The organism is Rhizobium sp. UFLA01-1127 (genome assembly GCF_059803845.1).
The window spans coordinates 18,635-31,853 of sequence record NZ_JAUQTZ010000067.1; the positions used below are offsets into that span (position 1 = coordinate 18,635).

Annotated in this window: 15 protein-coding genes and 1 tRNA gene; 12 read left to right on the forward strand and 4 right to left on the reverse strand. The window is 59.8% G+C overall.

The genetic code is table 11. The annotated features are described in order from the left end of the window. The first annotated feature begins 1 nt into the window (after position 1). From Q4Q11_RS17695 to Q4Q11_RS17725, 7 genes are read left to right on the forward strand one after another with little or no spacing between them, the layout of a single operon-like run. Positions 2-955, forward strand: coding sequence for an arginase family protein (locus Q4Q11_RS17695; RefSeq protein ID WP_113214904.1), 954 nt, complete (start codon positions 2-4; stop codon positions 953-955). Then, positions 952-1,305 carry a DMT family transporter gene (locus Q4Q11_RS17700; RefSeq protein ID WP_112504669.1) on the forward strand — a complete coding sequence of 118 codons (354 nt, stop codon included), beginning with the start codon at positions 952-954 and terminating at the stop codon, positions 1,303-1,305. The genes Q4Q11_RS17695 and Q4Q11_RS17700 overlap by 4 nt, the downstream gene beginning before the upstream one ends. After that, the gene (locus Q4Q11_RS17705) at positions 1,302-2,174 is read left to right on the forward strand and encodes a fatty acid desaturase (RefSeq protein WP_113214903.1); all 873 of its coding nucleotides are present in this window, start codon (positions 1,302-1,304) and stop codon (positions 2,172-2,174) included. The genes Q4Q11_RS17700 and Q4Q11_RS17705 overlap by 4 nt, the downstream gene beginning before the upstream one ends. After that, positions 2,164-2,976: an alpha/beta fold hydrolase gene (locus Q4Q11_RS17710; protein ID WP_112504665.1), complete on the forward strand. Its 813-nt coding sequence runs from the start codon at positions 2,164-2,166 to the stop codon at positions 2,974-2,976. Before Q4Q11_RS17705 ends, Q4Q11_RS17710 begins: the two co-directional genes overlap by 11 nt. Then, positions 2,957-4,105, forward strand: a complete 1,149-nt coding sequence (locus Q4Q11_RS17715; protein ID WP_498570319.1) for a GNAT family N-acetyltransferase — start codon at positions 2,957-2,959, stop codon at positions 4,103-4,105. The genes Q4Q11_RS17710 and Q4Q11_RS17715 overlap by 20 nt, the downstream gene beginning before the upstream one ends. Further along, positions 4,105-4,533, forward strand: a complete 429-nt coding sequence (locus Q4Q11_RS17720; RefSeq protein ID WP_498570320.1) for an EamA family transporter — start codon at positions 4,105-4,107, stop codon at positions 4,531-4,533. Before Q4Q11_RS17715 ends, Q4Q11_RS17720 begins: the two co-directional genes overlap by 1 nt. An 8-nt stretch (positions 4,534-4,541) precedes the next feature. Further along, complete coding sequence (locus Q4Q11_RS17725) at positions 4,542-5,873, forward strand: class I SAM-dependent methyltransferase (protein WP_498570321.1); 1,332 nt, start codon at positions 4,542-4,544, stop codon at positions 5,871-5,873. On the opposite strand, the gene Q4Q11_RS17730 is transcribed toward Q4Q11_RS17725, so the two are convergent. Further along, positions 5,814-6,602: a MipA/OmpV family protein gene (locus tag Q4Q11_RS17730; RefSeq protein ID WP_498570324.1), complete on the reverse strand. Its 789-nt coding sequence runs from the start codon at positions 6,600-6,602 to the stop codon at positions 5,814-5,816. The two genes, Q4Q11_RS17725 and Q4Q11_RS17730, sit on opposite strands and share 60 nt — an antisense overlap. Positions 6,603-7,283: 681 nt before the next feature. Between Q4Q11_RS17730 and Q4Q11_RS17735 the strand changes: the two genes are divergently transcribed. Then, entirely contained in the window at positions 7,284-8,030 is a 747-nt protein-coding gene (locus tag Q4Q11_RS17735) for a phosphatase PAP2 family protein (protein ID WP_113336768.1), read from the forward strand. Between the two features lie 21 nt (positions 8,031-8,051). Here the strand turns inward: Q4Q11_RS17735 and Q4Q11_RS17740 are convergent, their stop codons facing one another. After that, on the reverse strand, positions 8,052-8,693 hold the full coding sequence (locus Q4Q11_RS17740) for a DUF1007 family protein (RefSeq protein ID WP_498570322.1): 642 nt from the start codon (positions 8,691-8,693) through the stop codon (positions 8,052-8,054). A 334-nt stretch (positions 8,694-9,027) separates the two neighbouring features. Beyond that, positions 9,028-9,102, reverse strand: a tRNA-Gly gene (locus Q4Q11_RS17745). 244 nt (positions 9,103-9,346) lie between these two features. Between Q4Q11_RS17745 and Q4Q11_RS17750 the strand changes: the two genes are divergently transcribed. From Q4Q11_RS17750 to Q4Q11_RS17765, 4 genes are all read left to right on the forward strand, one after another. Further along, on the forward strand, positions 9,347-9,856 hold the full coding sequence (locus Q4Q11_RS17750) for a prolyl-tRNA synthetase associated domain-containing protein (protein WP_113336770.1): 510 nt from the start codon (positions 9,347-9,349) through the stop codon (positions 9,854-9,856). 157 nt (positions 9,857-10,013) lie between these two features. After that, on the forward strand, positions 10,014-10,988 hold the full coding sequence (gene trxA / locus Q4Q11_RS17755) for a thioredoxin (RefSeq protein WP_112504653.1): 975 nt from the start codon (positions 10,014-10,016) through the stop codon (positions 10,986-10,988). A gap of 348 nt (positions 10,989-11,336) precedes the next feature. After that, entirely contained in the window at positions 11,337-11,996 is a 660-nt protein-coding gene (locus Q4Q11_RS17760) for an LON peptidase substrate-binding domain-containing protein (RefSeq protein WP_112505321.1), read from the forward strand. Between the two features lie 9 nt (positions 11,997-12,005). Next, positions 12,006-12,194: a Trm112 family protein gene (locus Q4Q11_RS17765; protein ID WP_034481561.1), complete on the forward strand. Its 189-nt coding sequence runs from the start codon at positions 12,006-12,008 to the stop codon at positions 12,192-12,194. Between the two features lie 298 nt (positions 12,195-12,492). Here Q4Q11_RS17765 and Q4Q11_RS17770 read toward each other — a convergent pair whose 3' ends face one another. Continuing rightward, positions 12,493-13,218: an SDR family NAD(P)-dependent oxidoreductase gene (locus tag Q4Q11_RS17770; RefSeq protein WP_498570323.1), complete on the reverse strand. Its 726-nt coding sequence runs from the start codon at positions 13,216-13,218 to the stop codon at positions 12,493-12,495. Position 13,219: the final 1 nt, after the last annotated feature.

Consider the following 13,219-nt stretch of genomic DNA (forward strand, 5'->3'; position numbering starts at 1 on the left):
AGTGCAACTCCTGCTTCTTCATCTCGATGATGCGCTGGAGTTGCAGCCCGACTTCGTGCGCGCCTGCACATTCGCCGGCGCGCACCAGTATTTCGGCAAGAGTGCAGGGCAGCAGGTTCGATTGTGGGGCAAGCAGAGCGCCCTTGACGAGCTCGGCCGAGAGATCGTCAAGAACAGGCCTGCGACCGGCAAGGACCCGCAACTGTGTTTCATGGGATCGGGCGATTTCCACCACATCACGGCATTATTGCTTGACGGCGTGCTGGAGCGGCAGTCCGGCGCCGCCACGTTGATCCACTTCGACAATCATCCGGACTGGGTCAAGTTCGACGGCGGCATGCATTGCGGCTCGTGGGTCAACAGCGCCCTTGCGAACCCCAACATCCACAAGGTCATCACGATCGGGGTCTGCAGCAATGATCTCCGCAGTCCCGAACGCAAGGGTGCGAACCTGCATTGGCTCGGTGAGGGCAAGCTGGAACTCTATCCCTACGAACACGCGCCGAGCCGCGTGCTGGCCGAATACGGCAATGGCGCCAGCTATCGGCAGGAAAAGGGTGCGCTGCATTGGAAGTCCATCGCCGAGATCGGCGAGGAAAATTTCATCGACCGCATGCTCAGCCGCATTCGCACCGAAGCGGTCTATGTGACCATCGACAAGGATGTGCTCGCCGCCGACGATGCGGTCACCAACTGGGATCAGGGCCGCATGCGGCTGCCCTATCTCCTTGCTCTGCTCAGCGAAATCGGCAGCCGTCACCGCATCATCGGAGCGGATGTCATCGGGGATTATTCGACCCCGAGCTATGCTGGCAGCCTTCGGACACAATTTCTGAAGCGCGCGGAGATCTTCATCGATCAGCCGCGTATGCGACAGGGTGCCGAAACGATGAGAAATATCAACAGCGCGGCCAATCATGCCCTGCTGGAGGTGCTGGCGGAGTATATGGAATGACAGGCAGCCTGACACTTCCCATGCTTGGGCTCATTTTGTTCTGCGTACTCGCGGAGACCGCCCGCGAGGTCTGCTTCAAGCAATCGGCCAGTTCAAACGCACCGCTTTCGGCGCTGGCACAACCGGTCACCTGGCTCGGCATTCTGCTCTGGGCCGTGGAGCTTTTCGCATGGACTGCCGTTCTCGAGCACGTCCCGCTGACCATCGCCTTCCCGCTGATGGCGCTGAGCTATGTCGTCATCGTGCTCGCCGGCGCCGTCATCTTCAAGGAAAACATCAACCTGCGCCACGCGACGGGCGTATTTCTCGTCACCGCCGGTGTGGTTTGCGTGGGAGTTACAGGACTATGAAAATCTTCGCGCACACCCGATGGGATCTGGCACCGGTTTTGGCTGCCGTTGCCCATCTTGCTTTCGACGTCTATCTGATCGTCGGTTTCGAAAGCCGCCCGCTTTGGCTCTCGGCCGTTCTCGGCTGCCTCTATGCCGTGTCGATCTCCTGGAACATCAACAGCATATCGCACAACTTCATCCATACGCCTTATTTCAAGCCGCGCTGGATGAACTATGGCTTCAGCCTCCTGGAGTCGGTCGCGATCGGCTTCTCACAGACCTATTATCACTGGGTGCATATGCGCCATCATTCCGGCAACAGCGACCGGCCGAACGAAAAGGGCGAGACCATCGATATGCTGTCGATCTATCGCTACGGTCGCGACGGCCAGCCGGAAAACGTCTGGTCCTATACGTTTTTGAGCTTCTTCCGCGACAGCGTCGGCGACATCCACAAGGCGATTGCCCGCAATCGTCCTTTCGATGCTGCCTGGGGACGGTTCGAACTCTATTTCTTCCTCGGCCTTGCGGCGCTTGCGCTGGTCTATGACTGGAAGGCCGTGCTGTTCTTCGTACCGTTCTACTATATCGGCAATTGCCTGTCGTCGCTGAACGGCTATTACGAGCATCTGAACGGTGATCCGGACGAGCCGATCGCCTGGGGCGTTTCCAGCCACAAGTCTTTCTACAACTGGCTCTGGTTCGGCAACGGCTATCATGCCGAGCACCATTATCGTCCGCGGACCCACTGGACGAAGCTGCAGGCGCTGCACGAGCAGATCAAGGAAGAGCAGGAAAAGAACGGCACGCATGTGATCAGCACCTGCCATGCGCTTGGCTTCATGGCCAAGGAAAACAGGCAGCCGGAGTTGTCTCATGAAGCATGACGGATTGAGCTTCTTCATGGAGGGCTCAAATGGCAGAGGCGTCCTTCTGGTCCACGGCCTGACGGGCGCGCCTGCCGAAATGAGGCTGGTGGCACGGCATCTCAATCGCAAGGGCTACAGCATATACGCGCCATTGCTGGCCGGCCATGGCGTCGATGCGAAAACGCTGCGCCAGACCCGCTGGGAAGATTGGCTCGCCTCTGTCGTCGAAGCGTCGGAGCTGCTGGCGTCGAGGACGCAGGAAGTCTTTGCCGCCGGTATCTGCGTCGGCGGCAAGCTGGCCATGCTGGCGGCCGAACGGCAGAAGAAGATCGGGGCCGTGGCGATCTATTCGCCGTGCTTCAGCTATGACGGCTGGGACGTCCCTTTCTATTATCCGTTGCTGGCATCCCAGATCGGCTGGCTGTCGCGCATCCCTTTCCTCGATCGGCTGAGCTTCAGCGAGACCACGTCGCTCGGCATCAAGGACGAGCGCATGCGCCGGCTGATCGAAGGCATGGCGAGCGAAGGAGTTCTGGAAAAATTCCCCGGCAAGGGTCTGGTCGAGATGCACCGCCTGGGCAAGACCCTCAAGGGCATGCTGCCGCAAATGCGGACGCCGACGCTGATCCTGCATGCCGAGGACGACGATCTCGCCAATCCGAAACATGCCCGCTATATTTCCGAGCATATCGGCGGCCCGCACGAGCTGAAATGGATCACCGACAGCTATCACATGATCCATGTCGATCGGCAGCACCGCCAGGTGGCCGATTTCACGGCGGATTTCTTCGAGGCGCGTCATGTCGCAGCCGCTGCTTAAAGCGCCACCGCAAGTCGCCGGCAAGCCGGTGGCCGAGGTTCATTACAGCATCCGCGCCATCGGCCGCGATGCGTGGAATGCATGCTTTTCGGGCGAGGTGGAGGACTTTGATTGCTTGCTTGCGATCGAGGAAGCCGGCCTTGAAGGGTTCGAATGGCGCTATGTCACTGTTACGGAAGGCGGGCGTGTGAGCGCCGCCGTACCGGCCTTTCTCTGCCTCTACGCTCTCGATACGACGCTGGACGAGGGATTCCTGCGCCGGTCCGTGCGCAATGTGCAACGCCGTTTTCCGGGTTTTTTGAAACTGCGACTTGCGTGTCTGGGATCGCCCTGCACCGAGACCGGCGCGATCGGCTTCCATCCCGATGTATCGGGCGAGCACCGCAGCCTCCTACTGGCGGAGATTCTGTCCTTCTTCGAGCAGGTGGCGGCGACGGAGCGTTGCGCGCTGGTCGGCCTCAAGGATATTCCGGAACCGGTTTCGGTGGAATTCGACGAGGTGTTTGCCGCGCGCGGCTATGCCGCGATCGGCGGCCTTCCGACTGCGTGGCTCGACATCGATTTCAAGACCATCGATGAATATCTCGCCAGGCTTTCCGCCGGCACCCGCAAGGACATGCGCCGCAAGATGAAATCCTTCGAGCAGGTCAGGGTAGAGATCCGGACGGATTTCGGCGAGTTTCTGCCCCAAGTCATGGCGCTCTACCATGACACGCGCAACCGCAGCGAATTTCAGTTCGAGGAACTGACGCCCGCTTACTTCCAAGGCATTCTGGGCCACATGCCCGGCCGCTCCTTCTGCGCGTTCTATTTCGTCGAGGAGAAGCTGCTTGCCGCCAATCTGATCTTGCATGACGAGCGCGTAGCCATCGACAAGTTTTTCTGTATGGATGGGGAAAAGGGCCGCCCTTATAACCTTTACTTCCTCAGTTGGTTCACCAATCTGCGCTATTGCCTGGAGAACGGCCTCAGCCGTTATCTGAGCGGTCAGGCCTATTATGAAAACAAGGTGCGCCTCGGCAGCAAGCTGACCGTCAATGCGATGTATTTCCGTCATCGCAACCCTTTGCTTCAAAGATTGCTGCGGCTGGTATCGCCGCTGTTCTCGACAGACGAGGCGGACGCGTAATGCCCATACGTTTTTTTTGGCTCGCCGTGCCGCTGCTGAGCGCCCTATACCAATTCCTCATCAAGCTCGGTGCCGGGCAATTGCATGACGGAGGTACGCAGGCATGGCTGGGGCAGGCTCTCTCCTCCCACTGGATATTGGCGGCCACGGCCGTCGAGGTAGTCGGTTTCTTCATCTGGATGAACGTGCTTGCCGAGCTCGATCTCAGTCGCGCCTTTCCGCTCACCGGAGTGAGCTATGTACTGATCATCGCGACGGGCTGGTTCGTCTTCGGCGAGCGGGTCGTCGCCCTGCAGATGATCGGCAGCGGCTTCATCCTGACGGGTGTCTGGCTGATCGCGGGCGCCGGCGTCGAGACGAAGGAGCACCCTGAGGAATTGGACCCAAAGCACCAGGAACTGCGTACGGGTACCGGCAAGAATAGGTGATGTCCAACATGCAAACTGACAACCGCCCCAAAGGCAAAGCCACCGCCGTTTTCTCCAGCCTGACGGACTGGTGTGTGAAACGCGCTCTGTCGTCCATCGTCACCCGGGGCGCGCTGACCGTGACGACGGCAAGCGGCCGCGTCTTGACGTTCGGCGACCGCACCGGCGAGCCGGTCCACGTCCGCTTCACCGATGACCGCGCCGAATGGGCGCTCCTGATCGATGCCGATAAGCGGCTTGGCGAACTCTTCATGGACGGCCGCTTCATCGTCGAGCGCGGCACGCTCTACGATTTCGTGGCGATGATGCTGCGCGAGGGGCAGAACAGTACCCATCCGCTTATCGCCCGCATCATCGATCAGGCCCGAACCAAGCTGCGGATTTTCCGCCATCGCAATCTGCCGGGGCGCTCGAAGGCAAACGTCGCCCATCACTACGATCTCGATGGCCGGCTCTATGAGCTCTTCCTCGATCCGGACCGGCAATATTCCTGCGCCTATTTCGAGCATGCCGGCCAGTCGCTTGACGATGCGCAGCTTGCCAAGAAGCGGCATCTTGCCGCCAAGCTCCTGATCGAGCCGAACAACAGCATTCTCGATATCGGCTGCGGCTGGGGCGGCCTGGCGCTGCATATGGCGGAACAGGCGCCGGGTGGCTACGTGCTCGGCGTCACCCTTTCCGAGGAGCAGCACGAATACGCTTCGAAGCGTGTCGCCGACAAGGTCGGCGGGACGCCGGCCGAAGTTCAGTTCGCGCTGAGGGACTATCGCAGCCTGACCGGCCGTTTCGACAGGATCGTCTCCGTCGGGATGTTCGAGCATGTAGGATTGGCGTCCTACCGCACCTTCTTCCGCAAATGTGCGGAACTGCTCGAGGATGACGGCGTCATGGTGCTCCACACCATCGGCTGTTCCGCGACCCCAGGCTTTACGACGCCGTGGCTCGACAAATACATCTTCCCCGGCGGCTATATTCCGGCCCTTTCGGAAATCGTGCCCGAGATCGAGGCGGCAGGGCTCGCAATCACCGATATCGAGGTGCTGCGGCTGCATTATGCCAAGACGCTCGAGGCGTGGCGGGAGCGTTTCATGGCGCGCTGGGACGATGCCGCAAAGCTTTATGACGAGCGCTTCTGCCGGATGTGGGAATATTATCTTTCGACGGCGGAGGCCGCCTTCCGTTACGAGGATCTTGTCGTCTTCCAGATTCAGATAGCCAAGCGAAACGACATCATTCCGCTGACGCGCAACTACATCGCCGAAAATGAAGCGCGCAGCGCCTCAAAAATTGACGTTGAAGCTCCGGTTCAGCGTAAAGCCGATGATGTTCTGGTTGGGTGAGCCGAACTTCGCCGTAATCGGGCTGTCGGCGGCGTCGCCCACCAGGCGGTTATACTTGCCATAGACCTGCACGCTCCACTCCGGCGAGATCGTGTAGGTCGCGGCGACAGTAAAGCCGACGGATTTCACGCCGGCGCCCGCGTCGAAGGCGCTGACACGGCCGTTTCTTGCCGCCTGGGCCGGCGAGATGCCGAAATTGCTGCGCATATAGGTGGAGTTTGCCATCGACAGGCGGGGGCCGGCCGAGAGCAGCCATTTGTCGCCGACGGGCTGGAACCAGTCGAGCGCGAAATCGCTGACCAGACCATCGCCACCCCACAGCGATTGGCGAAGCTCCGTGCGGAACCGCAGCTTGTTTTCCATCAGCCAATATTGGGCGAAGCCACCCGCATCGAAGTTCCAGCGCACCCTGCGCTGGCTTTGCAGATGCAGATTGTTAAGGTCCAGGCGATCGTCTCTCAACCCTACCACAGGACCGATTTCGACGCCGCCGAGATCGAAAAGCTGAAAGTTGAAATTGTCGTCCGGAGCGCTGTATTCGGGCGCCTCGCCCAAACGATGGATGTCGAAGGAGGGAAGGGCGCCGAAGGTATAATGCTTTGAGCCTTCATAGCTTGGGCCGTACTCCACAGTCGCCCCAAGCGTGACAACCCAGGTATTGGACGAGGATTTTGCAGCGCCCGCGGCTTGGGACGACGCGGGAAACGCGCAAGTCACGAACGCCGTCAGAAAACCCGTCCCGGCAAAGGCCAACAGCCGGGTGGAAAAAGATGTCCCAACACTTAACACTCTGATAACACCCGCTCCCAGATCGCCCCTGCGGTACAACTAGAGCCGGATGATTTTAGGTCGAAACGACCGAGAATCCGAAACCGCTCCAGAATCAAAAAGTAGAGTATGACGTCGTCCGAAAACCGCTCACACTTTTCGACATCATGCTCTAACACAGCTCAAGCTTTCGAAAATAGCAAAAACTTTAGAGCAATCATCGCGCATGACCGGCGGCGTGATCGCTTTGCAACGCTTGTGGGCGATGGGGCATGGTATTCCTCCGGCCCTGTCAGCCGAAGCAACCGAAGCGAGTTTCTCATATTGGAGCAGACCCCCGATTTTCTTCATCCGGCTACCGCCACGATTGCAAAGAGAAGGGTAACGATAGTGATGTAACATTTCACGAACCTGAAACGCTGCGGCGCCAAATGCAGTGCAATGATTTTTCCCCGCTATTGGCACCTGTTCGTTTCGTTCCTAGATGGAAATCGATCCGATTTCGGCGGCGTCGGAGTGCCGCCGCGATCATCGGCTCTCGTCGTGGGCGCGGTTCGGCACATCAGGACCCCGGAGTCGTGCGTGGCCGCATCCCGGAAGCGAAGGTTTCAGCATGAAGACGCGACAGGCAGGTTTGAGCGCATGAAGGATCGGCCACTCGGCAAATCGGGCATACCTGGATGGCTCGACCGTTACGAGCCTCTGATGCTCGTGATGTTCGCAGCCCTCTCGGGAGGAATTCTGCTGTTCGTCTATCTGACCAGCGAGGTTCTCGAAGGCAGCACGAAAAGGTTCGACGAGGCGATATTGCTTGCGCTGCGCCAGCCTAGCGATCTCTCCGTTCCTATCGGGCCGGGATGGCTGACCCATGCCGTCAGGGACATCACAAGTCTCGGCGGGACGACCGTGCTGGCGCTGATGACGGCTCTGGTGACGATTTATCTGCTGCTCGACCGGAAGCGCGCCATCGCGCTCGTCGTCCTTGCGTCGGTGCTCGGTGGCTGGGCATTGAGCGCGGCCTTGAAGGTCGGCGTCGCGCGGCCGCGGCCGGATATCGTGCCGCATCTGGTCGAGGTTCACGATCCGAGCTTTCCGAGCGGCCATGCAATGGTGTCGGCCGTGACCTATCTGACACTCGCGGCGCTGATCTCCGGCACCCGGCCTCATCGGTCGACGCGCGTCTTCACCGTCGCGGCCGGCATCCTGCTGACATTGATGATCGGCGCGAGCCGGGTCTATCTCGGCGTGCATTATCCGACCGACGTTCTCGGCGGCTGGTGCGCTGGTGCGAGCTGGGCGCTCGCCTGCTGGATCATCGCCCGGCGCTATATATCGCCTGCCGCAAGCAGCAAGAGATCTGCCGAAGATGATGGCCCGCCTTTCAAGTGAGGGAAGGTGTCCTTTGCGGGATCAGCACTGGACTTCCAGCCGCGTGGCCACGAGCAGCGAGTAGTCCGTACCCTTCGGATCGCTGAAGAACATGCTCGTCAGCGCGGCCTGGTTTTCCGCCATGACTTCCTTGGGATTGGGCCTGATCACCTTGCGCTTGCAGCGGCCGAAGGTTGATCCCGATGTGCTGAGGTCGTTGTCTGTGGCGAAATCGACCGCCGTATACAGCGTCTTGTCGTAGATCCCGAAGATCGTGGTTCCCTTGAGGAAGGTCTTCTGCTCCGGCTTCAGCGAAAAGGTCAGCGTCAGCGAGCCGTCCTTGTAGTCGGCCTCAATCGCATCCGGCTTGGCCATCGGCACCGCTTTGCCGTTGCTGGTGACGTTCGTATAATAACCATACTGCCCCAGCGAATCCCGAACCGTCTTTCCCACGGCCTTGAGCTCGCTTGGAGTCAGCGACTGGTTGTTGCCCTTGCCGTAATCCATGAGGACGGAGGAGGTGAACACCTCGTCGAAGCTCCAGACATTGCGCAGCTCGCCGATGGAGCCGTCAGGCGCCGCCACGACTTCGAATTTGGCGTCGATGAAGATATGCGGATGGGCAAATGCGGGAATGGGCAGAAGCGACAGCACCGCAACCAGCAGGGAAATCTTTGTTTTCATGCGAGCAGTTACCGCGTTCCGTCCATCCATTCGATGTGCCGACCTTAATGCCAAATGAGACTGATTTGAGACCCCGGGCCTCTTGCTGCCCAGCGAAGATGGGCAAAGGAAGAGGCATGCTTGTTGCGTCTTCGAATACGTCTACGAGCTACAGGCTAACTTCGACCTTTGGCATCAGAAAGCGCCCTTATTGGACACGGGATTTTTTCGAGAATCGCTTCCCGTCGCGCTCCCGGTATGCAGGCAGCGATAAGGACCGGGGGCAGCCGAGGGCGTGAGCCAGACCTGCATCGCGCCTCAAAGAGGCTTAACATTTTGACTTTTTTGAGAAAACTGGAGCGGGCGAAGGGATTCGAACCCTCGACCCCAACCTTGGCAAGGTTGTGCTCTACCCCTGAGCTACACCCGCTCATCCCCGTCGCGATCCGGGGTAGTGTGTTGGACCGCTGGGCGTCGTCTTGCGGCGACGGGCGCTATATGGCCTAACCATTTTTCAAATGCAACAGGGAAATGACGAGTTCGCGAAGAAAAATTGCATCTTCTTTTCGCGAGACGCCGGAAAGCCCGGAAACGCCGGGCTTTGTCGTCTCGAAGATTGCAATGAAATTGTGGGCGACGTATCAGGGGCGAACCATTTTTCATTGCGAGACGCCATGACAGAGACCAGCCCGAAATCCCGCGACGACCTTTTCCGATTCCTGGACGGGCTCGGCATCAGCCACACGACCAAGGATCATGCCCCGGTCTTCACCGTTGCCGAATCGGTGTCGCTGCGCGACGAGATCCCGGGCGGGCACACGAAGAACCTGTTCGTGAAGGACAAGAAGGACAATTTCTTCCTGCTGACCGTCGAGGAAAACGCGACCGTCGATCTGAAGACCGTGCACACGCTGATCGGCGCGGCAAGCAAGGTGTCCTTCGGCAAGCCGGAAAAGCTGATGGAGTATCTCGGCGTCATCCCGGGCTCCGTGACGGCATTCGGCGCGATCAACGATACGGCCGGGAATGTCACCTTCATTCTCGATGCCGAGCTGATGGCGCATGACATCGTCAATTGCCATCCGCTGTCGAACGATGCGACGACATCGATCGCCAGCGCCGATCTCCTGCGTTTCATGGAAGCGACAGGCCATACGCCGCTAGTCTTGAAAGTGACGAGCTAAGGTACGATTTTAGCGCTAAGATGTGGCGGGCGGCTTCTCTTTGGATTGTCCGCGTGCTTTGACCATTCCATTCGGCGTGCTGCCAGGCGGACTTCATCGTTCGTTTGGGAATCATGCTCCTCACAAGATCAAGGATGCCGGCAGGCGGGAGACACTCATGAGCGGTTCGAACAATCCCTATAACGCTTCCTTCGGCGGGCAGATGTCAGCCTCGGCATCCTTTGGTGCCGCGCCGGCTGCCGGCGGCGCTTCGCCGATCAAGGACACGACGACAGCCAATTTCGCCAAGGACGTTATCGAGGAATCGCGCAAGCAGCCGGTGCTGGTCGATTTCTGGGCGCCCTGGTGCGGTCCGTGCAAGCAGCTGACGCCGGTGCTGGAAAAGGTCGTCACCGAAGCCCAGGGCCGCGTCAAGCTGGTCAAGATGAATATCGACGATCATCCGTCGATCGCCGGCCAGCTCGGCATCCAGTCGATCCCGGCCGTCATCGCCTTCGTCAACGGCCGTCCGGCCGACGGTTTCATGGGCGCGGTTCCGGAAAGCCAGGTCCGCCAGTTCATCGATCGTCTTGGCGGTCCGGCAGGCGGTGCAGACGATCAGGCAGCCGAGATTGCCGCCGTTCTGGAAGAGGCGAGCGGCCTACTTGCCGCCGGCGATGTCAACGGCGCCGCCGAGCTCTTCGGCGCGGTGCTGCAGGCGGATCCCGAAAATGCCAAGGCGCTTGCCGGCATGGCGGAATGCATGATCGCCGCCGGACAGAGCCAGCGTGCCCGCGAAGCGCTTGCCGACCTGCCGGAGACGCTCACCAACGATGCCGGCATTCAGGCCGTGGTCAAGAAGCTCGATCAGATCGACGAAGCCCGTAAACTTGGCGATCCCGTTGCGATCGAGCATGAGCTTGCCCTCAATCCCGACAATCACGAGCAGCGCATCAAGCTCGCCAAGATCCGCAATGTCGAAGGCAAGCGGGAAGAGGCGGCCGATCATCTGCTTGCCGTCATGCGCAAGGATCGCAGCTACGACGACGACGGCGCGCGCCGCCAGCTGCTGGAATTCTTCGAGGTATGGGGGCCGAAGGATCCTGCGACGATCGCGGCCCGGCGCAAGCTTTCCTCTATTCTGTTTTCGTAAAGGGCCTATTTTTCCCAAGGATATGGCGATCGTGCGGAACCTTCCGTCCGATCTCCTGTCAGGTGGCCGTCCCGGTGTAGTCTGCAAACGGAGCGCATGGGCATTTTCAACGAAAACGCCCTTGTGTTTTCGGCAGACAGGCTCACATTATTGGTAACGCGGCGCGTGAAGGGCGATGACCGCGATGTGTGTCGTTCCCCTGCGCGGCCCACTGTGGCGCAGCGATCCGCTGCATGAATCCTTAAGTCGGGATCGGTTTAAGGATAAAATTATGCAGCGGATCTAAAGGTGCTGCGGCGACCTTTGCGTGCCACATACGAGGCGCGGCGCTGCAGCGGGATGGAAGAGATGCAAGTCGGCAATGCCAGATATCTGAAACCGGGCGATCTGCCCGAATCGGTCGTCGTCTTTCCCCTGTCCGGTGCGTTGCTGCTGCCCGGCGCGCAATTGCCGCTCAATATTTTCGAGCCGCGCTATCTTGCCATGTTCGATGCGGCGATCGCCGGCAACAGGCTGGTCGGCATCGTGCAGCCCGCTCTTTCGGAACCGCCAGAATCCTCGAACCTCTCGCATGTCGGCTGCCTTGGGCGCATCACTTCCATCGCCGAAACCGGCGACGGGCGCTATATCGCCGCGCTGACGGGCATATGCCGTTTCCGGCTGATGGACGAGATCACCGGCCACCAGCCCTACCGCACCTTCCGCATCACGCCCTTCATCTCCGACCTCACCTCCCATCATGAGGAAGGAACGGTCGATCGCGCCGCACTGCTTTCGGCTTTCCGGGCCTATCTAGAGGCCAACAAGCTCGAGGCGGATTGGGAAAGTGTCGAGAGGGCCGACAATATGATGCTGGTCAATTCGCTGTCGATGATGGCGCCCTTCGATCCGGCCGAAAAGCAGGCTCTTCTGGAAGCGCCTGATCTCAAAACCCGCGCCGAAACCTTCATCGCCATCGTCAAGATCGTGCTGGCAAGCTCCGGCGACACCGATTCGCTGCTGCAGTAGGAGGCGCAGATGGATATCACCGTCAGCAAGGTCGATCCGAAACTGCTCGACCTGCTCGTCTGCCCGCTCACCAAGGGGCGGCTGAGCTATGACCGGGAAAAGAACGAGCTGATCTCGGAAAAGGCGCGCCTCGCCTATCCGATCCGCGACGGCATTCCGATCATGCTGATCTCGGAAGCACGGCGTATCGAGGATTGAGGCTGTTTCTTTCGGATTATGGATTTGAGGCCGGTCGTTCCTCTCGGTGATGGATGGAATGGTAGCTTTGCGCCTTCAAATCGGACATCAAAACCGCATTGTGTAATGTCCAAAAACTGACGTTGCTTATGACGCATCCGAGTGTCAGTCGTTATTTCGATGTACGCGTTCGAATCCCACCGGTCCGGCGTCAAGCTGTAGCGTAGCAGAGCGCGCCGCAATTAGACCGGCGTTTCCCGCATCGCTCGGAGAAAAGGCCCCAAGCAGATAGAGCGCGGGGCCGGGATTCGATCTGCCGTCAGACTTGTGCGGCTCCGCCGTCAACGAAGACCTCGCTACCGGTCATGAAGCTGCTTTCATCCGAGGCAAGGAAAAGCGCCACCGCCGCCGTTTCCTCGGGGTGTCCGACACGACCGAGCGGTATCTGTTCGGCGAAACCTTTCAGTAACGCCTCCTCCTCTCCGGCCTTTGCCAGACTCTTGAGGCCCGGCGTCTCAGTGGCGCCGGGAGAGAGCACGTTCACGCGGATGCCGGTCCCCTTCAAGTCGAGTGCCCAGCTTCGAGCAAAATTGCGGATTGCGGCCTTGGTTGCGCTGTAGACGCTGAACCCAGGCGTTCCCATCGAGCCCGTGGTCGACCCGGTGAGGATAATGGATCCGCCGGCCCGCATAAGCGGCAGCGCCTTTTGCACTGTGAACAGCGTTCCCTTGACGTTGACGTCGAACGTCAAATCGAACGACGCCTCGTCGATAGCGGCCAGCGGGGCCAACTGGCCGAGCCCCGCATTGGCGAAAAGAACGTCTATCCGTCCACTCTTCGCATGCACCGTAGCAAACAGCCGATCGAGGTCGTCCATACGCGAAACGTCGCCCTGCACCGCCGTCACGCCGGAGCCGATCGCTTCTGCCGCCCTGTCCAATTCCTCTTGGCGACGGCCGGTAATGAAAACCTCAGCGCCTTCCGCCACAAACCGTTTGGCAGTCGCCAGACCGATGCCGCTGTTGCCGCCGGTTATGACGGCGATT